Consider the following 21,015-nt stretch of genomic DNA (forward strand, 5'->3'; position numbering starts at 1 on the left):
CTCATGGCCAAAGTCGTAATGTATTGCACCGCAGTCTGTCCCTATTGCGTGGCCGCCGAGCGCCTGCTCAAAAGCCGTGGCGTGACTGAAATCGAGAAGATCCGCATCGACATCGATCCGGCCAGGCAGGACGAAATGATCGCCCGCTCCGGCGGCCGTCGCACCGTGCCGCAGGTGTTCATCGGCGACACCCACGTCGGCGGCTTCGACGACACCTCGGCGCTGGACGCGGCGGGCGAACTGGCGCCCCTGCTCGCCCGTGCCTGACGCGCACGCTTGAGTTTCCAGCGCACGCCCCCACCTTGAAGCGAAGACCCTTCGCTTCAAGGAATCCCGATGGAACTCGCCTGCCCCCACTGCCTCGCCGTCAACCGCGTGCCGGACGACCGCTTGGCCGACGCGCCCAAATGCGGCCAGTGCGGCGCGCCGCTGCTGCCCGGCAAGCCGATCGACCTGACCACCGACAGTTTCGACCGCTTCATCGCCCGCGCCGGCCTGCCGGTATTGGTCGATTTCTGGGCCGACTGGTGCGGCCCCTGCAAGATGATGGCGCCGGTCTTCCAGCAGGTCGCGGCCGAGATGGGCACACGCGTGCGTTTTGCCAAGGTCGACACCGAGGCCCACCCGCAGGTGTCGATGCGCCACCACATCCGCGGCATTCCCAGCCTGATCCTGTTCAGAAATGGCGCCGAGGCGGCGCGCACCTCGGGTGCGATGGACGCGTTCGCATTGAAACGCTGGCTGGCTTCACAAGGCATTCAATAAGCGCGTGTAAAATGCGCAGCATCCCCGGAGCGCAGGCTCCGGTTTTCTTATCCAGGGAGACTTCATGGCCGACGAACAACAACCCGTATTCAATATCGAAAAGCTCTTCGTCAAGGATCTGTCGGTGGAAGTACCCAACGCCCCCGCCATTTACCTGGAACGCGAAGCGCCGCAGATCGACATCAACATGTCGACCGAAAGCCATGCGCTGGGCGAAGACCTGTACCACACCGGCATCACCGTCACCGTCACCGCCAAGATCGGCGACAAGACCATGTTCCTGGTCGAATGTTGCCAGGGCGGCATCTTCCGCATCCAGAATGTGCCTCAGGATCAGCTGCCGATGGTGCTCGGCATCGGCTGCCCCAACATCGTCTTCCCCTATCTGCGCGAGACCGTGTCCGACGTGGTGATCCGCGCCGGTTTCCCGCCACTGCTGCTGAATCCGGTCAACTTCGAAGCGCTGTACCTGCAGCAACAGCAACAGCAACCGGCTGCCCCCGCGCAGACGCATTGAAATTGCGACTGCGCCCCTCCGGCTGGCTGCCGGCAACCGGCCTGCTGCTGGCCCTGGCGCATCCCGCCGCGGCACTGGAATACCGCAGCACCGGGCGCGCCGCCCTGCTGTACGACGCGCCTTCGACTGCTGCCGGCAAAATCGCCATCGCCGGCAGCGGCCTGCCGCTTGAAGTCATCGTCGACATCGAGGCCTGGGCCAAGGTGCGCGACCATACTGGCCGGCTGGCGTGGATCGAGAAAGCCGCCCTCGGCAGTGCAAGAACCGTCATGGTCAAGGCCGAATCCAGCATCGTCCGGCAACAGCCGCGCGCCGACGCCGAGGTCGTGTTTCGCGCCGCGCACGGCGTCCTGCTCGAAGTCACCGGCGAAATGGACAGCTACGGCTGGCTTCCGGTGAAGCATGCCGACGGACTCAGCGGCTGGCTGCCCGTGCACGAGGTATGGGGCCGATGAAGCTGTCGGTCCTCGGTGCGGGCGCCTGGGGCACTGCGCTGGCGGCCAGTTGGGCACCGCACCACAGCGTCACCCTGTGGGGGCGCAACGCGGCCGAACTCGATGCCATGCAGGCGAGTCGCGTCAATGCGCGCTATCTGCCCGGCTGTCCGCTGCCCGACACGCTGCGCTTCAGCCCGGATTTCAGCGCCGCCGTCGGCAGCGCCGAACTCCTCGTCATCGCCGTCCCCAGCGGCGGCCTGCGCCCCACGCTGAGCGCGCTCGCCCGGTACCCCGGCCTGCCGCCGCTGGTCTGGATATGCAAGGGATTCGAACCCGGCAGCCGCAAGCTGCCGCACCAGCTCATCGCCGAACTGCTGCCCGGGCACACGCAAACCGCCGTGCTGTCCGGCCCCAGCTTCGCCCAGGAAGTCGCGCAAGGTCATCCCACCGCACTGACGCTGGCCGCCCACGACACCGCGCTGGCGCAACGCCTGTCCGCAATGCTGTCCAGCCATTGCCTGCGGCTCTATGCGCATGACGACGTCATCGGCGTCGAAATCGGCGGCGCCTTGAAAAACGTCATGGCGATTGCCGCCGGCATCTGCGACGGCCTGCAGCTCGGGCACAACGCCCGCGCCGCCCTTATCACCCGCGGGCTGGCCGAAATGACCCGGCTCGGCGTCAGACTCGGCGGCCGCTTCGAAACCTTCATGGGGCTGTCCGGCCTCGGCGATCTCATCCTCACCGCCACCGGCGACCTCTCGCGCAACCGCCAGGTCGGCCTGCAGCTCGCGCGCGGCCAGCCACTCGCCGCCATCCTCGCCGAACTCGGCCACGTCGCCGAGGGCGTCACCACCGCCCGCGAGGCCGACGCGCTCGCAACCGAACACGGCGTCGACATGCCGATCACCCGCGCCGTCTGCCGGATGCTGTTCGACGGCCTGCCTGCCGCGCAGGCGGTCGATGCCCTGCTGAACCGGGAAATCAAGGCCGAGTTCTGAGGCACAGCCAGGCGGCAGCCACGGCTTGAATCGCGCTCAAAGATAGCGGAAGCATCATTCCTGGATCAGCCTGGCCAGGCCTGCATAGTCCCCATCAAAATGGTGGCCGCCTGGCAGCGTCACGCTTCTGGCCAGCCCGGCATCGAGTTGGGTGCACAGGCTGTCACGCTCTTCCGCGCCATGCACGCACAGCACGGATAAGCCGCCAAGTCGGGCAATTTCGCCGTAGACCTCCTGGCCGCCCGCTGCGCCGCCCAGCCAGTCGGCGAGCTTGAATTCAAAATGCGCCCGGGCACCCGGCCCCAGCAGGACAACTTTCTCGATATGCGCCTTCAGCTCCGCCGGCAAGCGGCTTGCCAGGAACGGCAGCACCTCCGCCCCGAAGGAATAGCCGACAAGAACAATCCGCTGCCGCTTCAGCGTGGCCCGGTAATATTCCAGCACGTCGGCCAGATCCCTGGCCGCCGTATCCGGCGTGCGAGGGGTCCAGTAATACCGCAAAGAGTCCCAGCCGATCACCGCCACACCCCTTTCCGCCAGGGCGGCTGCGAGCCCCCGGTCCAGGCCCGCCCAGCCGCCATCGCCGCTGAGCAGAATCGCCAGCACGTCGCCGGGCTGGCGGGCGGCGACTTCCACCAGCGGCAAATAATCCACCTTTTTCGCTGCCCGGAAAGGCACTGCGGGCAGTGGCGGCGAGAAGGCCGCGAACGCGGCCTTGAACTGAGGCATCCAGTTGCGCGGCGCGGAGAAACCGTGGCCCACCCTGGGGAGGCGGACTAGGCTGCCGCCCGCCACTTTACCCACGTAAGCCGCCGTTGCTGCCGGCGCACAGACCTGATCTTGGTCGCCGTGGAGCACCACCCACGGGTCGGCCAGACGGGCAACGGGATCGAACACCTGCCCCAGCTCAGGATCGACTTTGTAGCTGAGGCCGGCTCCCTTGCACATGGGCTTGTGCAGCATCAGATCGGGGCAGAACCCCAGGCTGACCGCGCCCGAGAAGGTGCCGGCCGGAGCCTGGACCAAGGTGGCATAGGCCAGGGTGGCACCCGAGGAATAGCCCACCAGCACGGGCCGATGGAACTGCCGATAGCCCAGTTTTTTCTGCGCGAACTGACCCAAGGCCTCGAAATCCCCTGCCGGATAGGCGCACTTCTGCTGGTCCGCTTCCACGGAGGCCAGGTAATGCCGGATATCGACCCCCACAACCAGGGCATCGAGCCCGGCCAATTCGCGGGCCATGTCGATCACGCCCAGATTCCAGCCGCCGTCGCCGGAGATGAACAGCACGACCCGATCCGGTTCCGTGGACGGAGAATAGAGCGTGACTTTGCCAAAGCGGCCGAACGCCAGGGTGGATTCGGCGACGCTGCCCGCCCCCCAGCCGGAACCGGACAAGACCAGCAGGAATGCGATTCGGATGAGCCGGCGAAACGCGCGCTGTGGCTGGCTGTTCATTCAGGCTCCCGTCAACGGCCGAATACGCCCCGGATGCCTCCGGAGATCAGGGCCGCCACGTCCAGCAGGACGGTCGGCAAGGCCAGCCCGCCGGGTACGGCCAGGTACTTCGGGCGCCAGGCGGGCGAGAATTTTTCCTTGTAGGCACGCAAGCCTTCGAAGTTGTAGAAGTACTCCCCTTGCCGGAAAATCAATGTCCCCAGACGGTGCCACAACGGGGCAAGGGGATGGGACTCCAGGCCGGACAAGGGGGCCATGCCCAGATTGAAATGGGCGTAGCCCTCGCGGCTGCCCCACAGCATGAGTTCGATAAAAAGATAGTCCATGACGCCCTTGGGCGCCTCGGGCAGACGACGCATGAGGTCGATGGACAGTTCCTGCCGTCCGGCGGATGCCAGGACGTTGGCGAAGGCCATGACGTGCCCGTCCAGGCGCACCAGCGCACAGGGGAAATGGGCGAGATACGCGGGCTGGAAATAGCCCAAGGCAAACCCCTTTTCCCGGGTGTGCTTCTCTGCCAGCCAGCTATCCGAAATCCGCTTGAGTTCGCCCAGGAGCGCCGGCACCGCCGCAGGCGGCACGACCTCGAAGCTGAGTCCGTCCCGCTGGGCGCGGCGATGGGACTGGCGCAGTTCCTTGCGCGCTGCTCCCTCCAGCGAGAATCCGGCCAGGGAAACCATGCCTTCCTCGCCCAGCTTCATGGCGCTCAGGCCCAGATCCAGATAGAGAGGCAGATTTTCCGCATCGACCTGATAGAAGACGGTGCGTCCGCCATGGCGATCCGCCATCTCGCGGAATTGCCAGACCAGCGCTTCGCGTGCGCGCTCCGGCCCGACCGGATCGCCCATGGCGATCCAGCTCTGGCCGCGCACCTGATACATGATGAAAGCCTCTCCAGCTAGGTCGAACAGCAGGCACTTGTCGCCCAGCAGGGCGAGGGCGGCGTCGCTCTGGGGGGCGGCGGCGACGATGCGGGCAGCGTGTGCCATGTCCTGTTCGCTCGGCCTGCCGGGTTCGGGCGGCGCCGGCCGCAGCAGATGCAGCAGCGCCAGGCCGCCCCCCGTCAAAACCAGCAACAGGGAAGCGCGCAGGAAGCGGGGGGCATCGCCCTGCAGGGCGAACTGCCACCACAACTCGCGGGAATAATCGACATGCTTGAAGGAGAACAGTCCCAACCAAACGGTGGCGACCAGCAGCAGCACGACCGAAAACACCCAGCCCGGCGAGAAACGCCGGGCAAAGAGGGAAGCGGGCCGATTGAAGGCGTCACGCCCCAGCCAGAGCATGCCCAGGACCAGCGTGGAAATCAGCGCCTCCTCGTAGTCCAGGCCTTTGGCCAGGGAGGCCAGCGCGCCGAGCGCCAGCAGCCAGAAGGCCAGATGGTAAGCGGCATCGACCCGGCGATGCAGCGCCCGCGCCAGGATGACGAGGCCCAGGCCGGCCAGGCTACCCATCAGATGCGAAACCTCCAGCAGCGGCAGGGGTACGAAGTCCCGCAGCAGGGACAGCCGTTCGGGAAGCGCGGGCGTGCTGCCGGACAATAGCAGCAGCGCCCCGGCGATGAAGCTTGCGCTGCTGACCGTCACCGGCGCCATCCAGCCGAAAACCTGGCGCATTGAATCCAGTCCCTGGACAAGCGCGGCACGGCGTACCTGCACCAGCTTTCCGGCAACCAGCAGCGCCGCCACCGCCAGCGGGGCCAGATAGTAGATCGCACGGTAAGCCAGAATGGCTGCCAGCAATTCTTCCTGCGGCACCGCCGGCAGGGCCAGCAGCAGCACCGTTTCAAACACCCCGAGCCCGGCCGGCACATGGCTGACGATGCCGGCCACCACCGCCAGAACGTACACGCCCAGAAACGCGGGGAACGACACCGCCGCTTCCGCGGGCAAAAGCCAGAAAAGAGCGGCGGCGGCGCACCCCAGGTCGGCCACGGCCAGGATCAGTTGACCCAGTGCGATGCCTGCGCCAGGCAGATGCCACTGCCAGTTGCCCAGCCGGATGGGGGAGCGGCGCAACAGCCCGAAGCCCAGATAAAGGGCAACCAGGGCAAGCAGCAGGGCGCCGATGACGCCACCGCCGTCCGCGGACAGATGCAGGAGCCGTCCGGTCTCCGCCGGTTCAAGGAGCAGCGCCAGCCCGGCGACAAACGTCACGCCCACTGCGAAGCTTAGCCCGACCAGGGCCACCAGCCCCGCCACCTCGGTGGCCGCGAGTCCTGCGGCCGTGTAAAGGCGCAAGCGCACCGCTCCGGCGGAGAGCATGGCCATGCCCAGGTTATGTCCCACTGTCGTGGCGATGAAGGCGTTCAGCGCCACGCGCGGATAGGGCAACGCGCGGCCCAGGTGGCGCAGGGCCAGCATGTCGTACCCGGTCAGGGCCAGGTAGCTGCCGAGCGTGCCCAGCACCGCCAGCAGCAAGCCGCTGGCGGGCACCCGGTCAAGGGCTTGGCGTATTTCGGCGAGGTGGGTATCCGCCAGTTCCCGATGCAGTATCCACAGTGCGGACAAGAATAGCGACAGGCTGAAAATGGCCACCCAAAGATGCCGGCGCCGATAGAACGTGTCCTTGAGATTCGCGAGAGCATCTTTCAAGGGATCTGGCGTGTATCCAATGGGCAATGCTTCATCCTAGGTCAACTGCGGCCGGCTTACAGCATGAAGGATCAGCGCAATGCCACGGACCGGCATTGCGCTGTTTGCCCGCTTGCGCTCATTCGTGCCGCAAGGCGTCGATCGGGTTGAGGCCGGCCGCGCGGCGCGCCGGGAAGAAGCCGAAGATCACACCGATGGCGGCGGAAAAAAAGAAGGACAGCAGGTTGATGCCGGGGTCGAACAGGTAGGGCACGTTCATCAGTCCGGCAAGGAAGATGGATGCAGTGGTGGCGATCACGATGCCGATCAGGCCGCCCAGGCTCGACAGCACCACCGCCTCGATGAGGAACTGCAGCAGCACCTCCCTTTCCAGCGCGCCGATGGCGAGGCGGATGCCGATCTCGCGGGTGCGCTCGGTGACCGACACCAGCATGATGTTCATGATGCCGATGCCGCCCACCAGCAGGCTGACAGCCGCGACGGCACCGAGCAGCATGGTGAGGATCCGGGTGGTGCTGGTCAGCGTCTCGGCGATCTGCCGGGTGTCCATCACACGGAAATCGTCGTCCTCGTTCTCGCCGATTTTGCGGCGCTCGCGTAGCAGCAGGGTGAGCTGATCCTTGGCCGCGTCGATCGAGGCGCCTTCCTTGACCGAGATGCTCAGGCGGCCGATGTCCTGGTTGCCCGAGAGCCGCCGCTGCACGGTGCGAAGCGGCATCACCACCACGTCGTCCTGGTCCGAGCCCATGGACGACTGGCCCTTGGCCTTCAGCAGGCCGATCACCTCGCAGGAAAACTGCTTGATGCGGATCTGGCTGCCCACCGGGTTTTGCCGGCCGAACAGCTTGTCGCGCACGGTGTCACCAATCACGCACACTGCCTTGCCTGACCGCTCCTCGGCTTCGCTGAAGCCGCGACCGGCAGCGATTTCCCAGTTCCCGGCCTCGAAATAGTCATTGCTGCTTCCGGTAATCGCGGTGGTCCAGTTGTTGGCCTGGTACACCGCAGTCGCCGACTTGTTCACCACCGGTGCGACCAGCCTGACGCCGGTGATCTGGTTACGCACGGCCTCGACGTCGGCACTCTTGAAGGGAGCGCCCGGCACGGCACCGGGGCCGAAGCGCTGGCCCGGCAACACCATCAGCAGGTTGCTGCCCATGCTGGCTATCTGGTCCGACACCGATTTCGTCGCGCCGTTGCCGAGCGTGACCATGGTGATGACGGCAGCGACGCCGATGACGATGCCGAGGATGGTGAGGAAGGAGCGCATCAGGTTGCGCCGGATCGAGCGCAGCGCGAGCTGCAGTGTATTCCACAACATCAGGCGTCTTCCCCGTTGCGGCGGTCGCTTTCCACCCGGCCGTCGACGAAGCGGATGACGCGCTTGGCGTAGGCTGCCATCTCGGGCTCGTGGGTGACCATCAGCACGGTGATGCCCAACTCGCGGTTAAACCCGCTGATCAGGTTCATGATTTCCTGGCTGGTGTGGCTGTCGAGGTTACCGGTCGGCTCGTCCGCAAGCAGCACGTGGGGGCGGGTGACGATGGCGCGGGCGATGGCGACGCGCTGCTGCTGACCGCCGGAGAGTTCGGCCGGCGTATGGTGCTCCCAGCCATCGAGACCTACCTGTTTGAGGGCGGCGCGTGCCGCAGCATGACGCTCGGCCGCCGGCTCGCCGCGATAGATCAGCGGCAGCTCGACGTTCTCCAGCGCGGTGGTGCGCGAGAGCAGGTTGAAGCCCTGGAACACGAAGCCCAGGTAGTTGCGCCGGAGCAGCGCGCGCGCGTTGCGCGACAGCTGTTCGACCTTCACGCCTTCGAATTCGTAACTGCCACTGGTGGCGACATCGAGGCAGCCGAGGATATTCATCGCGGTCGACTTGCCGGAACCGCTCGGGCCCATGATGGCGACAAAGTCGCCGGTATCGATGACGAGATCGATGCCCTTCAGCGCCTGGAACGCCGCCTGCCCGCTGCCGTAGGTCTTGGTGATGCCGGACAGCCGGATCAGTGCCGCATCGCTCATGGCTGCGCGCCCAGGGCCTCGGTGATCGCCTGCATGCCTGCCTTGAGTGCCCCGCCGGTGACCTCGGTCACGCGACCGTTGGTGGCGCCGGTTTTGACGTCGAGGGCGACCGGCTCGCCGTCCTGCAGTACCCACACACGCTGCGTGCCGCTGGCGTTGGGTGTCGGCTTGACCTTTCTGGCCTGCCTCGGCATGCGTGGCATCAGGGCGCCTATCACGCTGCCGCCGGATTGCTTCTCGGCGGCAGCGGGAAGCGCCGGGGTGAAGCGCAGCGCGGCGTTCGGTACCAGCAGCGCGTTTTCGCGGATGAGCGTGGTGATATCGGCGGTTCCGGTCATGCCGGGCCGCAGGCTGAAGTCGTCGTTGTCGACTTCGAGCACGGTGAGGTAGGACACGACGCCTTCCGCTTCCCGGGCGCCATAGCCGACCCGCGTGATGACGGCATTGTATTCGCGCCCGGGCCATGCATCGACGCTGAACGTGGCCTTCTGCCCGGCCTTCACCTGGCCGACGTCAGCCTCGTCGACATCGACCTGCAGCTCCATCTTGGTCAGGTCCTCGGCCAGCTTGAACAGCACCGGCGCCTGGAACGAGGCCGCCACGGTCTGGCCCGGGTCGACCTGACGCGACAGCACCACGCCATTGATCGGCGAGCGGATGCTTGCCTTGCCAAGGTTGGTCTCGTCCGATTGCAGTGTGGCACGCGCCTGGGTCACGCTGGCGCGGGCGCTGGCGACGTTGGCTTCGGCCCGTTTCAGATTGGCTTCGGCGGTGTCCATTTCAGTCCTGGACGGCACCTTGCCTCCGGACAGCTGCGACACCTGCTGGTAGCGGGCAAGCGTTGCGCGCGCTTCCGCAACCGTGGCCTGCGCCTGCAGCACCTGCGCCTCGGTCGCAGTGAGGCTGGCGCGCGATTTCGTGACCGCATCCTGCAGCCTGGACAGGTCCAGCTGCGCCAGGATCTGGCCCTTTTTCACCTCATCGTTATCGTCGACGTAGACCTTGTCGACGATGCCGGAAAGTTCGCTGCCAACATCCACCGTGTTGGTCGGCTGCAGCTTGCCGGTGGCGGACACCTTGACCACCAGCGTGCCGAGTGTGGCCGCTTCGGTCGTGTAGCGCGGCGCAGCCTTGTCTTCGCCGGAACGCAGCAACAGCCAGGCCGCAACGGCAATCGCCAGCAGTGCGCCAGCCAGCCACAGCCAGCGCCCTGAAAACAGGCCGCCGGATCTGGCTGCGAGAAGTTGCTTCAGGGCAGGGCCCTGCTTGGCTTGCGTAGTGTTGGGATCGTTCATGGAGCGTCCTTGTCGGCCGGGCGGGTTTCAGTTTGCGGCGACCAGCCGCCGCCCAGCGCCTTGTACAAACGGATGAGCGCCAGCACGCCGTCGGCGCGGCTGCTGGCGAGGCTGTCCTCGGCGGACAGCACGCTGCGTTCGGTGTCGAGCACCGACTGGAAATCGATCAGGCCGGCACTGTAGCGCTGCTGCGCCATCTGCGCCGCGTTGCGCGCCGCTTCGGCGGCATTCGCCAATGCCTCGACGCGTTCGCGGTTGCGGGCAAGCGCGACCAGCGCGTTTTCCACTTCCTGCAGCGCGGTGAGCACGGCCTGTTCGTACGTCACCTGCGCCTGCTCACGCACGGCGTCCTGGATCTCCACCTGGGCGCGCCGGCGCCCGGCGTCGAAGATGGGGCCGGTAATCCCTGCAAACAGCGATGATGTGGCGGCGTCGCCGCTGCCGAGCGCGCCCAGGGTTAGCGCTTCGAGACCGACCGAGCCCGAGAGATTAAAGGACGGATAGCGTGCCGCTTCGGCCACGCCCACACGCGCGGTTTCTGCCGCCAGCCGGCGCTCGGCGACGTGCACATCAGGACGCTGGCGCAGGGTGTCGGCCGGGATGCCGACCGCGATCTGCACCGGCACGGACGGCAGCTCACCGGGGGCGGCGAGGCGCGCATGCAGCGTGCCCGGCGACCTGCCCAGCAGAATATCGAGGCCGTGTTCGGATTCGGCAAGGCTGGTTTCAAGCACGGGGATCTGGGCCCGGGTCAGCGCCTGATTGCTGCGCGCCTGCTCCACGTCCTGGCTGCTGACGAGCCCGGCCTGGGCGCGCCAGTCGGTGAGCTGTAGCGTCTCCGACTGGCTCGCCAGGTTGTCCCGGGCAATGCCGAGCCGGATCTGGAAGGCGCGCACCTCGACATAATTGAGGGCCACCTCGGCGACCAGCGAAACCTGGGTGTCGTGCAGGCTGGCCTGCGACGATTGCAGATCGGCCTCGGCCGCCTCGATGCCGCGCCGGATCCCGCCGAAAACGTCCAGCTCCCAGCTCGCATCCAGGCCGGCGCTGAACAGATTGCGCGTTGTGCCGCTGCCGTTCTCGGCACTGGAATCGCTGCGGCGGGCAGAACCGGAGCCGGTCACGCTCGGCAAGCGGCCTGCCGCGGCCACCGCACGACGCGCGCGCGCCTCGCGCAGCCTGGCTTGCGCGCTGCGCAAATCGGGGTTGGCCAGCAGCGCCTGCTCCACCAGTTCGGACAACAGCGGATCGTTGAGCCCCCGCCACCAGTGGCTCAGATCGCCGGGGGACGCGGCATGGACAAGCGGCGCGTCGATCCGGCTCCAGTCCGCCGGCACCGCCGGCGTCGGCGCCCGGTAATCCGGCCCCACCGTGGCGCAGCCGGCCAGCCCGAGCGCGATCAGGGCAACCAGGCGGAGGGCGGCCGTCGGCGCGTTCAGGGGCAGGGGATCAGGGACGGCAGGCGCGCATCGAAGTGCCGGGAGGGCCATGGCAATGTGGGGAATTCCTTGTGGTTTGCTTGGTGGCTTCACTATCCTGTTAGTTCCGGCACCGGGATCATTTAAACACAAGGCAGGCCGGGCCACGATTCGAGGAAGCCGCATGCAATTCAAGGACTACTACCAGACCCTGGGGGTGGCGCGCGACGCCACTGCGGACGAGATCAAGAAGGCCTTCCGCAAGCTGGCGCGCAAATACCATCCGGACATCTCCAAGGAGCCGGATGCCGAGCTGCGCATGCAGGAGGTCAACGAAGCCTACGCCGTGCTCTCGGACGTGGAGAAACGCGCCGCCTATGACCAGCTCGGGCGGGGCTACCAGCCCGGCCAGGATTTCCGCCCGCCGCCCGACTGGGACGCCGGCTTCGAGTTTTCCGGCCGCGGTTTTTCGCCCCGCGAAGCCGCCGACTTCAGCGAATTCTTCGCCGAACTGTTCGGCCGCGGCGGCGCGCCGGCGGGTGCCCGCCATGCCCGCGGCGGCGGCCGGGCGCAGGGCGAGGACCATCACGCCAAGTTGCTGCTCGACCTGGAGGACGCCTTCAGCGGCGCCACCCGGCAGATTTCGCTGCGCGTGCCGCAGCTGGACGCCCACGGCCGGGTCGTGCTCGCCACCCGCACCCTCAACGTGAAAATTCCCGTAGGTGTGCATCAGGGCCAGGTCATCCGCCTGGCCGGCCAGGGCGCGCCCGGAACGGATGGGGCGGCTGCCGGCGACCTGCTGCTGGAAGTGCATTTCAAGCCACATCCGCGCTTCCGTCCGGACGGGCGCGACCTGCATCGAATTCTGCCGGTGACGCCATGGGAAGCAGCACTGGGCGGGGTGGTCGCGGTGGACCTGCCGCAAGGCAGCGTCAAGGTGCGCATCCCAGAAGGCGCGCAAAGCGGGCGCCAATTGCGCGTGCGCGGCAAGGGCATTCCGGGCGAGCCGCCCGGGGATCTGCTGCTCGACCTGCAGGTGGTGCTGCCTGCAGCCGACACGCCGCAGGCGCGGCAACTGTATGAAACCATGGCGCACGAACTCGCCTTCGATCCGCGCCAACCGGGGAGAGCGTGAACCATGCGTGACGACGACATCCTGATCGGCAGCCTGATGGAAGAATCCTGGCTGACCCTGGAGCAGGTGGCTGCCGCCTGCATGGTGGAACCGGCGTGGCTGCTGCGCCATCTCGAGGAAGGGCTGTTTCCCCATGCCGAGAGCATTGCCGGCACCTGGCGCTTTTCCGGAATGACGCTCATCCGTGCGCGACGGATGCGGCAACTGGAGCGCGATTTCGACGCCGCGCCGGAACTGGCGGCCCTGGTGGCCGACCTGCTGGAGGAAATGGACGAACTGCGGGCGCGGCTCAGGGGCGGCGGCTGAAACAGCCGGCATCAAACGTCCGTGACGCAGCGGTGCCGGGTACCCGGCCAAATACCGAAGTCCGCTGTTCAACCCGCTCGCGACTCAGCATCCGCGGGAACGGCATGCGCAAGCCTCGCTGCGCTGGCGCGAAGGGCACGCGCAGCGCCCAGGGGAATGGTTATCATGACAGCCCGCGGTCGCGCGTAACGATCGCCTTCGGTACCTCATTGGAGAAAACATGGCTTCACCCCACGAAAACCTCAGCATGGCGCTGTTCTGCGATTTCGAAAACGTTGCGCTCGGGGTGCGCGACGCAAAATACGAGAAATTCGACATCAAGCCGGTACTCGAGCGCCTGCTGCTCAAGGGCAGCATCGTCGTCAAGAAGGCTTATTGCGACTGGGATCGTTACAAGGCCTTCAAGGCCACGATGCATGAGGCCAATTTCGAACTGATCGAGATTCCGCATGTTCGCCAGTCGGGCAAGAACTCGGCCGACATCCGCCTGGTGGTCGATGCGCTCGACCTCTGCTATACCAAGTCGCACGTCAACACCTTCGTCATCATCAGCGGCGATTCCGATTTCTCGCCGCTGGTCTCCAAGCTGCGCGAAAACGACAAGAAGGTCATCGGCGTCGGGGTCAAGCAATCGACCTCCGACCTGCTGATCGCCAATTGCGACGAATTCATTTTTTACGACGATCTGGTGCGCGAGAGCCAGCGTGCGGCGGCTCAGCATGCGACGCGGGAAACGCCGCCTGCGGCGAAGCGCCCGCCCGAGGAAGAAAAACGCCGCAAGGAAGAGCTTGAAGCCCGCAAGAGCAAGGCGATCGACATGGCGGTGGAGACGTTCGATGCCCTGGTGGCCGAACGCGGCGACAGCGGCAAAATCTGGGCCTCGGTGCTGAAAGAGGCGATCAAGCGGCGCAAACCCGATTTCAGCGAGTCCTACTACGGCTTCCGCGCCTTCGGCAATCTGCTCGAAGAGGCGCAGGCACGCGGCCTGCTCGAATTCGGCCGCGACGAGAAATCGGGTGCCTACGTCTATCGCAGCAGCGCCGCGCCCCTTGGCGAGGCGCCGGCTGGGCAGGCCGCGGAAGCGATCGCAACCGCGGCGCCGAGCACCCGGAACGAGGCGCCCCGCAAGGAGCGCGGCGGCCGCAAACCGGCGGCGGTACCGGAAACGCCGGTGGCAGCCGCGGCGCCAACGCAAAAAGCGGCCTCCCCTTCGCGCGAGCCGCCGGAGCGCAGCCGCCGCCGCAAACCGACGCTCAAGCCCGACAGCGCCTGAACGGTTTCACGCACATCCGGCCAGCCCGTCCGCCGGGCATGGATGCCGCGACGTTCATTGCGGCGTGCCTGCGGTCGTCTGCGCAATCCGCCGGATCGTCGCGACGAAACCTGGATCCTCGCCCTGCAGCAGTGCCTGCAATGCGGCGCGGAAATCCTCGCGCTGGCACCACTCGTGCATGTAGTCTTCCCACGACTGCCACAGCCGCGCCTGCTGGCGGCTCATGTCGTCCTCGTACACCAGCACGTAGGCGCGCTCGAACAGGCTGACCAGGATGGCGAACAGGGCATGCTTGCGCACCAGCTGTTCTTCGCTGAGTTCGCCCTTCGCCGCGGGCGACAGCAGATGCAGATCGGCGTTGTCGATCACCAGCCGCATGAAGTCGGCGTACTCGTCGGACAGCCGCAGGAAGATTTCCTCCTCGTCGTTCTGCTGGTCGCGGCGGCGGTCGTAGACATAGACGCCGATGGCGAACGGCAAACCGACGATGGTGATGATGTAGCTGGCCGCTTCCAGCCATTCCAGTCCACTCATCCCGGCTCTCCCATTTACACGCCTCCCGCAAAGCCGTTTTGCCGCCAGGCCTCGAACACGACCACGCTGACGGCATTGGACAGGTTCATGCTGCGCGAACCCGGCCGCATCGGCAAGCGCAGGCAGTGCCCGGGATCGAACTGTGCCAGGAGTTCCGCCGGCAGGCCGCGCGATTCGGGGCCGAACAGCAGCACGTCGCCGGCCTGAAAAACGATATCGGCATAACGCGCGCAGCCCTTGGTGCTAAGCGCAAACCAGCGCCGCGCCGGCAACGCCGCCTGCACTGCCGGCCAGTCCTGGTGCACGGTCACGCAGGCCATGTCGTGATAATCCAGTCCGGCGCGTGCCACCTGCTTGTCGGACAGGTCGAACCCCAGCGGCTCGACCAGGTGCAGGCGGCAGCCGGTATTGGCCGCCAGACGGATCAGGTTTCCGGTGTTGGGCGGGATCTCGGGTTGAAACAAAACGATGTCAAACATCCGGCATGACCTAAAATAAGGGCTTCTTCGAAAGCCCTATTCTATGGTTCCTTACCTCACCACCGCACTGACCGGACCGCTGCTGGAGCTGGAAAAACGCCTGCTCGACGCCCAGCCGACGATCGAGCACTGGTTCCGCCAGCAATGGAAGGAACAGGCTGCGCCGTTTTACACGTCGGTCGACATCCGCAACTCGGGCTTCAAACTGGCGCCGGTCGACACCAACCTGTTTCCCGGCGGCTTCAACAACCTCAACCCGGAGTTCATGTCGCTGTCGATCCACGCAGCGATGGGCGCGGTGGAAAAAATCTGCCCCGATGCGCAGCGCCTGCTGCTGATTCCCGAGAACCACACGCGCAACACCTTCTATCTGCAGAACGTGGCGGTGCTCGCCCACATCCTGCGCCAGACCGGCCTGATCGTGCGCATCGGCACGCTGATTCCCGAAATCACCCAGCCGACCACGCTGGAGCTGCCCGCCGGGGGACGCCTCACGCTGGAACCGCTGGTGCGCAAAGGCGACCGCGTCGGGCTGGAAGGCTTCGATCCCTGCGCGGTGCTGCTCAACAACGATTTGTCGGCGGGGGTGCCGGCTATCCTGCAAGGCATCGAGCAGACCATCATGCCGCCGCTGCATGCGGGCTGGGCGACGCGCCGCAAATCGCGCCACTTTGCCGCCTACCAGCATATCGCCGGCGAATTCGCGCGGCTGGTGGGAATCGATCCCTGGCTGATCGACCCCTATTTCAACCAGTGCGGCAAGATCGATTTCCATGCGCGCCAGGGCGAAGTCTGCCTGGCCGAAAAAGTCGCCGACATGCTCGACAAGATCCGTCTCAAATACGACGAATACCACATCGACCAGCCGCCCTTCGTCATCGTCAAGGCCGATGCCGGCACCTACGGCATGGGCATCATGACGGTGAAATCGCCGGACGACGTGCGCGAACTCAATCGCAAGCAGCGCAACAAGATGGCCGTCGGTAAGGAAGGGCTCGAAGTCAGCGAAGTGCTGATCCAGGAAGGCGTCTACACCTTCGAGAGCATTAACGACGCCGTCGCCGAGCCGGTGGTCTACATGCTCGATCACTTCGTCGTCGGCGGCTTCTACCGCGTGCACACCGGCCGCGGAGCAGACGAAAATCTCAACAGCCCCGGCATGCACTTCGTGCCGCTGGCGTTCGACAACACCTGCCTGATGCCCGACCGCAGCGCCAATCCCGACGCCAGCCCAAACCGCTTCTATGCCTACGGCGTGATCGCACGGCTGGCGATGCTGGCGGCTTCGATCGAGCTTGACGAAGCGCTGAACGAGATCGAAAACGCGGCTGCCGCATGAAGCTGCTGTTCGTCGTCGATCCGCTGACGGGCCTCAAGCCCCGCAAAGACAGCTCGGTAGCGATGATGCGCGCCGCGGCGGCACGCGACCATGCCGTGTTTGCCGCCGAGGCGCGCCAGCTGCAGGTGGCGGACGGCATCGCCAGCGCCGCCTGCAGCGCGCTCGACGTGCGCCGCGACGACGACTGGTTTCGCGTCGCGCATGCCGACACGCGGGCGCTCGCCGATTTCGACGCCGTGCTGATGCGCACCGACCCGCCGGTCGACACGGATTACCTGCTCGCCACCCAGCTGCTCGGCGTCGCCGAGCACAACGGCGCGCGGATACTCAACCGCCCGGCGGCGCTGCGCGACTTCAATGAAAAACTCGCGATCCTGAAGTTTCCGCAATTCATCGCCCCGACCGTCATCAGCGCCGACGCCAGCGGGATCGGAAACTTTCTGGCCGATCACCGCGACATCATCGTCAAGCCGCTCACCGAAATGGGCGGCAGCGGCATTTTCCGGCTGACGCTGGCCGATCCCAACCGCAACGCCATCGTCGAGACGCTCACCCGACACGGCCAGCGGCCGGTCATGGCGCAGCGCTATCTGCCCGCCATCAGCGAGGGCGACAAACGCATCCTGCTGATCGACGGCGAGGTGGTGCCGTGGGCGCTGGCGCGCATTCCCCTGCCCGGCGAAACCCGCGGCAACCTTGCCGCCGGCGGCACCGCGCGCGCACAGCCGCTGTCCGCGCGCGACCGCGAAATCGCCGAAACCATCGCGCCGTGGGCGCAGGCTAACGGCATCTTCCTCGCCGGGCTCGACGTGATCGGCGATTGCCTCACCGAAATCAACGTCACCAGCCCCACCGGCTTTCAGGAAATCGCCGCCCAGGCCGGGCACGACGTGGCGGCGCAGTTCATCGCCGCACTCGAGCGCAGATGAAAGCCGCGCGCCGCAGTCTGTGGCTCCTGCTGCTATGGACGCTGGCGGCGTGCAGCCCGCCGCCGCTGGTTCAGCAGCAATCCTACGTATTCGGCACCCTGGTCGAAGTCAGCGTCTATGGCGCGCCCGAAGCACAGGCCCGCCAGGCGGTCGCCGCGGTGCTGACGCGTTTCGACGAACTGCACCGCCAGTTGCATGCCTGGCAGCCGAGCGAATTGTCGCGGCTCAACACTGCGCTGGCCAAAGGGGAACGCGTTCCGGTCAGTCCCGAACTCGCGGCCATGCTGGGCGATGCGCAGGCCTTGTCGAACCAGTCGAACGACCTGTTCAACCCCGCCATCGGCGGGCTGATCGCACTGTGGGGCTTTCACGCCGACGCGCCGCAGGCACGGCTGCCGGATGCCGCCGCGATTCGGCACTGGACGGACAGGCAGCCGCGCATGCGCGATCTGCATCTCGAAAACGGCAGCGTTTGGAGCGACAACCCGGCCGTACAGCTGGATCTGGGCGGCTACGCCAAAGGGCGCGCCCTGGACGACGCGGTACGCATCCTGAAAGCGCACGGTATCAAGAACGCGCTGGTGAACATCGGCGGCAACGTGATCGCGCTGGGCATGCACGGCGAGCGACCGTGGCGCGTGGGCATCCAGCATCCGCGCAAATCCGGCACGCTGGCGGTGCTGGATTTGCGCGACGGCGAGGCAGTCGGCACCTCGGGCGACTACCAGCGCTATTTCGAGGCGGGCGGACGCCGCTACAGCCACCTGATCGACCCGCGCACCGGCAGCCCGGCAGGCGGAATGCAGTCGGTGACAGTGCTGGTGGCGGGCAAATACGCCGGAACCCGTTCGGATGCCCTGTCCAAGCCGCTGTTCATCGACGGCGCAGCGCGGCTGCCGGACAACGCGTCCCGGCTGGGGGTGAGCGACTACCTGGCCGTGGATGCCGCCGGCCGAATCCATGTCTCGCCTGCGATGAAGGCCCGGCTTCGCTAGAATGCAGGTTTTACTCCTCGCCCCCTTCTCGCAATGATAGGCATCCTCATCGTCGCCCACGGCTCGCTCGCCGACAGTCTGGTCGAGTGCGCCACCCATGTGCTGGGCCAGCGCCCACGCGGGCTCGCCACGCTCGACTTCATCGGCCATGCCGACCCCGACGAGCGGCAGAAGGCCATCCAGACGCGGCTGGACGAACTCGACGAAGGCGACGGCATCCTGGTGCTGACCGATGTCTACGGCGCCACCCCCAGCAATACCCTGTGCCGGCTGCTCGAACCGGCACACATCGAAGGCGTCACCGGCGCCAACCTGCCGATGCTGCTGAAAGCGCTGAACTACCGCGACACGCTGGCGCTGCCGCAGCTCGTCGAGCGCATCGTCGAAGGCGGGCGCAACAGCATCAACCACATTACCGAGGCCATGTGCCATGCAGCAACGGGACGTTGAGATCGTCAACAAACTGGGGCTGCACGCGCGCCCGTCGGCCAGACTGACCCAACTGGCCTCCAGCTTCAAGAGCGATGTATTCATGGCGCGCAATGGCCGCCGTATCAACGCCAAAAGCATCATGGGCGTGATGATGCTGGCCGCCGCCAAGGGCAGCACCATTACCCTGGAAACCGAGGGCGACGACGAAACGGAAGCCATCGAAGCGCTGGCCGAGCTGATCTCCAGCGGCTTCGGGGAGGATCTATCCTGAAAACCACCGCCAACCACTCGTCGTTGCCGACCTCTGCCCGGGCACACCGTCAGGGGCATCCCGTCGTGGCTTCCAGACCATGAGCTTCTCGCTGCACGGCATCGGCGTCTCCGGCGGCATCGCCATCGGCTATGCGCACCTCACTTCCAATGCGCGCGTCGAAGTGCCGCAGTACATGCTCGACCGCAAATACATCAAGGACGAGCTGGCGCGCTTCGACGAGGCCATCCTCGCCACCCGCACCGAACTCGAAACCCTGCGCAATCACATTCCGGCCAATGCTCCGGCAGAACTCTCGGCGTTTCTCGACATGCACCTGATGTTCCTCGGCGATTCGATGATCGCCGAGGTACCCAAGCGTCTGATCCGCGAAACCCAGTGCAACGCCGAATGGGCGCTGGCCCAGCAGATGGAAGCGCTGGTGGCGCGTTTCGAGGAAATCGACGACGCCTATCTGCGGAGCCGCCAGGAAGACGTGGTGCAGGTCGTGCAGCGCGTCCTGAAGGCGCTGACTGGCCACCCCAGCCACCTGCCGCTAGATGTCGATTTCGACAGCGAGCGCGTCCTGGTCGCGCACGAACTGTCGCCCGCCGACATGATCGTGTTCAAGAACGTGCACTTCGCCGCCTTTATCACCGATCTCGGCGGCACCACCTCGCACACCGCGATCCTGGCGCGCAGCATGGCGATGCCTTCGGTGATGGCGCTGCACAACGCGCACGGCCTGATCCGCGACCACGATCTGCTGATCGTCGACGGCCGCGACGGCGTGGTGATCGTCAATCCCGACGAGTCCGTCCTGGCCGAATACCGGCTGCGGCAGAACCAGTGGCGCATCGACACCGACAAGCTGAAACGCCTGAAGACCAGCAAATCGTCCACGCTGGACGGCGTGCCGATCGAGCTGATGGCCAACATCGAATTGCTGGACGACGTCGATGCGGTGAAAGCGGCGGGCGCACACGGCATCGGCCTGTTCCGCAGCGAATTCCTGTTCCTCAACCGCAACGACCTGCCGACCGAAGACGAACAATACGCCTCCTACAAGGCAGTGGCCGAGGCGCTGGACGGCAAGCCGGTCACCATCCGCACGCTCGACCTGGGGGCGGACAAGCAGGCGCCGTGGGGCCACACCATGGCCGACAACCCGGCTCTGGGCCTGCGCGCGATCCGCCTGTGCCTGGCCGAGCCCGGACTGTTCCACACCCAGCTGCGGGCGATTCTGCGTGCCTCCCGGCATGGCCAGGTACGCATGCTCATCCCCATGCTGGCGAGCTTCGTCGAACTGCAGCAAACCCTGCAACGGATCCAGGCCGCCAAGGCATCGCTGCGCAAGGACGGCCTGAAATTCGACGATGACATCCTCATCGGCGGCATGATCGAAGTGCCGGCGGCCGCCCTCACGGCCGGCTTTTTTGCCGAACAGCTGGACTTCCTGTCGATCGGCACCAACGACCTGATCCAGTACACGCTGGCGATCGACCGTGCCGACGACAGCGTCGCGCACCTCTACGATCCCCTGCATCCGGCGGTGCTCAACCTCATTCAGCACACCATCCGCGCCGGCGCCAAGGCCGGCAAGCCGGTTTCCGTTTGCGGCGAGATGGCGGGCGACCCGCTGTTGACGCGGCTGCTGCTGGGGCTGGGACTGCGGATCTTTTCGATGCACCCGGCCAGCCTGCTGCAGGTGAAACAACAGGTTCTGAAAGCGCAGGTTGGCGAGACCACCCCCATCGCGCTGAAGCTGCTGAAGAACACCGATCCCGACAGGACGGCGCTGTTGTTGAACCGCCTGAACGGCTGACAGGCGCC

22 protein-coding genes are annotated in these 21,015 nt (G+C 66.1%); 14 read left to right on the forward strand and 8 right to left on the reverse strand.

Annotated elements, in window-relative coordinates; all coding sequences use genetic code 11:
* The first annotated feature begins 3 nt into the window (after positions 1 to 3).
* From grxC to B059_RS0110240, 5 genes are all read left to right on the forward strand, one after another.
* Positions 4 to 267 carry a glutaredoxin 3 gene (grxC, locus tag B059_RS0110220; protein ID WP_018078156.1) on the forward strand — a complete coding sequence of 88 codons (264 nt, stop codon included), beginning with the start codon at positions 4 to 6 and terminating at the stop codon, positions 265 to 267.
* A 69-nt stretch (positions 268 to 336) separates the two neighbouring features.
* On the forward strand, positions 337 to 765 hold the full coding sequence (gene trxC / locus B059_RS0110225; RefSeq protein ID WP_018078157.1) for a thioredoxin TrxC: 429 nt from the start codon (positions 337 to 339) through the stop codon (positions 763 to 765).
* 64 nt (positions 766 to 829) lie between these two features.
* The gene (secB, locus tag B059_RS0110230; RefSeq protein WP_018078158.1) at positions 830 to 1,282 is read left to right on the forward strand and encodes a protein-export chaperone SecB; all 453 of its coding nucleotides are present in this window, start codon (positions 830 to 832) and stop codon (positions 1,280 to 1,282) included.
* Positions 1,279 to 1,737: an SH3 domain-containing protein gene (locus B059_RS0110235; RefSeq protein ID WP_018078159.1), complete on the forward strand. Its 459-nt coding sequence runs from the start codon at positions 1,279 to 1,281 to the stop codon at positions 1,735 to 1,737. Before secB ends, B059_RS0110235 begins: the two co-directional genes overlap by 4 nt.
* The gene (locus B059_RS0110240) at positions 1,734 to 2,720 is read left to right on the forward strand and encodes an NAD(P)H-dependent glycerol-3-phosphate dehydrogenase (RefSeq protein ID WP_018078160.1); all 987 of its coding nucleotides are present in this window, start codon (positions 1,734 to 1,736) and stop codon (positions 2,718 to 2,720) included. The genes B059_RS0110235 and B059_RS0110240 overlap by 4 nt, the downstream gene beginning before the upstream one ends.
* Positions 2,721 to 2,774: 54 nt before the next feature.
* Here the strand turns inward: B059_RS0110240 and B059_RS0110245 are convergent, their stop codons facing one another.
* The 6 genes from B059_RS0110245 to B059_RS0110270 form a co-directional block, all read right to left on the reverse strand.
* Complete coding sequence (locus B059_RS0110245; protein WP_018078161.1) at positions 2,775 to 4,178, reverse strand: alpha/beta fold hydrolase; 1,404 nt, start codon at positions 4,176 to 4,178, stop codon at positions 2,775 to 2,777.
* A gap of 11 nt (positions 4,179 to 4,189) precedes the next feature.
* Positions 4,190 to 6,772, reverse strand: coding sequence for a bifunctional lysylphosphatidylglycerol flippase/synthetase MprF (gene mprF, locus B059_RS0110250; protein WP_018078162.1), 2,583 nt, complete (start codon positions 6,770 to 6,772; stop codon positions 4,190 to 4,192).
* Positions 6,773 to 6,890: 118 nt separating this feature from the next.
* Positions 6,891 to 8,093, reverse strand: coding sequence for an ABC transporter permease (locus tag B059_RS0110255; RefSeq protein WP_018078163.1), 1,203 nt, complete (start codon positions 8,091 to 8,093; stop codon positions 6,891 to 6,893).
* The gene (locus B059_RS0110260) at positions 8,093 to 8,797 is read right to left on the reverse strand and encodes an ABC transporter ATP-binding protein (protein ID WP_018078164.1); all 705 of its coding nucleotides are present in this window, start codon (positions 8,795 to 8,797) and stop codon (positions 8,093 to 8,095) included. The genes B059_RS0110255 and B059_RS0110260 overlap by 1 nt, the downstream gene beginning before the upstream one ends.
* Positions 8,794 to 10,092, reverse strand: a complete 1,299-nt coding sequence (locus B059_RS0110265; RefSeq protein ID WP_018078165.1) for an efflux RND transporter periplasmic adaptor subunit — start codon at positions 10,090 to 10,092, stop codon at positions 8,794 to 8,796. The genes B059_RS0110260 and B059_RS0110265 overlap by 4 nt, the downstream gene beginning before the upstream one ends.
* Entirely contained in the window at positions 10,089 to 11,582 is a 1,494-nt protein-coding gene (locus tag B059_RS0110270) for an efflux transporter outer membrane subunit (RefSeq protein WP_018078166.1), read from the reverse strand. The genes B059_RS0110265 and B059_RS0110270 overlap by 4 nt, the downstream gene beginning before the upstream one ends.
* Before the next feature lie 112 nt (positions 11,583 to 11,694).
* Between B059_RS0110270 and B059_RS0110275 the strand changes: the two genes are divergently transcribed.
* The 3 genes from B059_RS0110275 to B059_RS0110285 all read left to right on the forward strand — a co-directional run bounded on the left by B059_RS0110275 (position 11,695) and on the right by B059_RS0110285 (position 14,224).
* Entirely contained in the window at positions 11,695 to 12,645 is a 951-nt protein-coding gene (locus tag B059_RS0110275) for a DnaJ C-terminal domain-containing protein (protein WP_018078167.1), read from the forward strand.
* Positions 12,646 to 12,648: 3 nt separating this feature from the next.
* On the forward strand, positions 12,649 to 12,951 hold the full coding sequence (locus B059_RS0110280; RefSeq protein ID WP_018078168.1) for a chaperone modulator CbpM: 303 nt from the start codon (positions 12,649 to 12,651) through the stop codon (positions 12,949 to 12,951).
* Between the two features lie 220 nt (positions 12,952 to 13,171).
* Positions 13,172 to 14,224 carry an NYN domain-containing protein gene (locus B059_RS0110285; RefSeq protein ID WP_018078169.1) on the forward strand — a complete coding sequence of 351 codons (1,053 nt, stop codon included), beginning with the start codon at positions 13,172 to 13,174 and terminating at the stop codon, positions 14,222 to 14,224.
* A 54-nt stretch (positions 14,225 to 14,278) separates the two neighbouring features.
* Here B059_RS0110285 and B059_RS0110290 read toward each other — a convergent pair whose 3' ends face one another.
* Positions 14,279 to 14,758: a hypothetical protein gene (locus B059_RS0110290; RefSeq protein ID WP_018078170.1), complete on the reverse strand. Its 480-nt coding sequence runs from the start codon at positions 14,756 to 14,758 to the stop codon at positions 14,279 to 14,281.
* Between the two features lie 14 nt (positions 14,759 to 14,772).
* Positions 14,773 to 15,237 (reverse strand): tRNA (cytidine(34)-2'-O)-methyltransferase, encoded by a 465-nt coding sequence (locus B059_RS0110295; RefSeq protein ID WP_018078171.1) that lies wholly within the window; start codon positions 15,235 to 15,237, stop codon positions 14,773 to 14,775.
* A gap of 43 nt (positions 15,238 to 15,280) precedes the next feature.
* Between B059_RS0110295 and gshA the strand changes: the two genes are divergently transcribed.
* The 6 genes from gshA to ptsP all read left to right on the forward strand — a co-directional run bounded on the left by gshA (position 15,281) and on the right by ptsP (position 21,007).
* Positions 15,281 to 16,576 (forward strand): glutamate--cysteine ligase, encoded by a 1,296-nt coding sequence (gene gshA, locus B059_RS0110300; RefSeq protein WP_018078172.1) that lies wholly within the window; start codon positions 15,281 to 15,283, stop codon positions 16,574 to 16,576.
* The gene (gshB, locus tag B059_RS0110305) at positions 16,573 to 17,505 is read left to right on the forward strand and encodes a glutathione synthase (protein WP_018078173.1); all 933 of its coding nucleotides are present in this window, start codon (positions 16,573 to 16,575) and stop codon (positions 17,503 to 17,505) included. The genes gshA and gshB overlap by 4 nt, the downstream gene beginning before the upstream one ends.
* Positions 17,502 to 18,500, forward strand: a complete 999-nt coding sequence (locus tag B059_RS0110310; protein WP_018078174.1) for an FAD:protein FMN transferase — start codon at positions 17,502 to 17,504, stop codon at positions 18,498 to 18,500. The genes gshB and B059_RS0110310 overlap by 4 nt, the downstream gene beginning before the upstream one ends.
* Positions 18,501 to 18,533: 33 nt before the next feature.
* Positions 18,534 to 18,950, forward strand: coding sequence for a PTS sugar transporter subunit IIA (locus tag B059_RS0110315; RefSeq protein WP_018078175.1), 417 nt, complete (start codon positions 18,534 to 18,536; stop codon positions 18,948 to 18,950).
* A complete protein-coding gene (locus B059_RS0110320; RefSeq protein WP_018078176.1) occupies positions 18,931 to 19,203 on the forward strand; it encodes an HPr family phosphocarrier protein in 273 nt (90 codons plus the stop codon). The genes B059_RS0110315 and B059_RS0110320 overlap by 20 nt, the downstream gene beginning before the upstream one ends.
* 79 nt (positions 19,204 to 19,282) lie before the next feature.
* Positions 19,283 to 21,007 carry a phosphoenolpyruvate--protein phosphotransferase gene (gene ptsP, locus B059_RS0110325; protein ID WP_018078177.1) on the forward strand — a complete coding sequence of 575 codons (1,725 nt, stop codon included), beginning with the start codon at positions 19,283 to 19,285 and terminating at the stop codon, positions 21,005 to 21,007.
* The last annotated feature ends 8 nt before the right edge of the window (positions 21,008 to 21,015 follow it).

The sequence above is a fragment of the Thiobacillus denitrificans DSM 12475 genome (genome assembly GCF_000376425.1).
GTDB lineage: Bacteria > Pseudomonadota > Gammaproteobacteria > Burkholderiales > Thiobacillaceae > Thiobacillus > Thiobacillus denitrificans.

Coding starts and splice junctions, on each gene's coding strand:
- B059_RS0110240 (WP_018078160.1), top strand. CDS start 1,734: ATGAAGCTGTCGGTCCTCGGTGCGGGCGCCTGGGGCACTGCGCTGGCG.
- B059_RS0110295 (WP_018078171.1), bottom strand. CDS start 15,237: ATGTTTGACATCGTTTTGTTTCAACCCGAGATCCCGCCCAACACCGGA.
- B059_RS0110315 (WP_018078175.1), top strand. CDS start 18,534: ATGATAGGCATCCTCATCGTCGCCCACGGCTCGCTCGCCGACAGTCTG.
- B059_RS0110270 (WP_018078166.1), bottom strand. CDS start 11,582: ATGGCCCTCCCGGCACTTCGATGCGCGCCTGCCGTCCCTGATCCCCTG.
- B059_RS0110320 (WP_018078176.1), top strand. CDS start 18,931: ATGCAGCAACGGGACGTTGAGATCGTCAACAAACTGGGGCTGCACGCG.
- secB (WP_018078158.1), top strand. CDS start 830: ATGGCCGACGAACAACAACCCGTATTCAATATCGAAAAGCTCTTCGTC.
- B059_RS0110245 (WP_018078161.1), bottom strand. CDS start 4,178: ATGAACAGCCAGCCACAGCGCGCGTTTCGCCGGCTCATCCGAATCGCA.
- B059_RS0110280 (WP_018078168.1), top strand. CDS start 12,649: ATGCGTGACGACGACATCCTGATCGGCAGCCTGATGGAAGAATCCTGG.
- trxC (WP_018078157.1), top strand. CDS start 337: ATGGAACTCGCCTGCCCCCACTGCCTCGCCGTCAACCGCGTGCCGGAC.
- B059_RS0110265 (WP_018078165.1), bottom strand. CDS start 10,092: ATGAACGATCCCAACACTACGCAAGCCAAGCAGGGCCCTGCCCTGAAG.
- ptsP (WP_018078177.1), top strand. CDS start 19,283: ATGAGCTTCTCGCTGCACGGCATCGGCGTCTCCGGCGGCATCGCCATC.
- gshA (WP_018078172.1), top strand. CDS start 15,281: ATGGTTCCTTACCTCACCACCGCACTGACCGGACCGCTGCTGGAGCTG.
- B059_RS0110275 (WP_018078167.1), top strand. CDS start 11,695: ATGCAATTCAAGGACTACTACCAGACCCTGGGGGTGGCGCGCGACGCC.
- B059_RS0110290 (WP_018078170.1), bottom strand. CDS start 14,758: ATGAGTGGACTGGAATGGCTGGAAGCGGCCAGCTACATCATCACCATC.
- gshB (WP_018078173.1), top strand. CDS start 16,573: ATGAAGCTGCTGTTCGTCGTCGATCCGCTGACGGGCCTCAAGCCCCGC.
- B059_RS0110255 (WP_018078163.1), bottom strand. CDS start 8,093: ATGTTGTGGAATACACTGCAGCTCGCGCTGCGCTCGATCCGGCGCAAC.
- B059_RS0110285 (WP_018078169.1), top strand. CDS start 13,172: ATGGCTTCACCCCACGAAAACCTCAGCATGGCGCTGTTCTGCGATTTC.
- grxC (WP_018078156.1), top strand. CDS start 4: ATGGCCAAAGTCGTAATGTATTGCACCGCAGTCTGTCCCTATTGCGTG.
- B059_RS0110310 (WP_018078174.1), top strand. CDS start 17,502: ATGAAAGCCGCGCGCCGCAGTCTGTGGCTCCTGCTGCTATGGACGCTG.
- B059_RS0110260 (WP_018078164.1), bottom strand. CDS start 8,797: ATGAGCGATGCGGCACTGATCCGGCTGTCCGGCATCACCAAGACCTAC.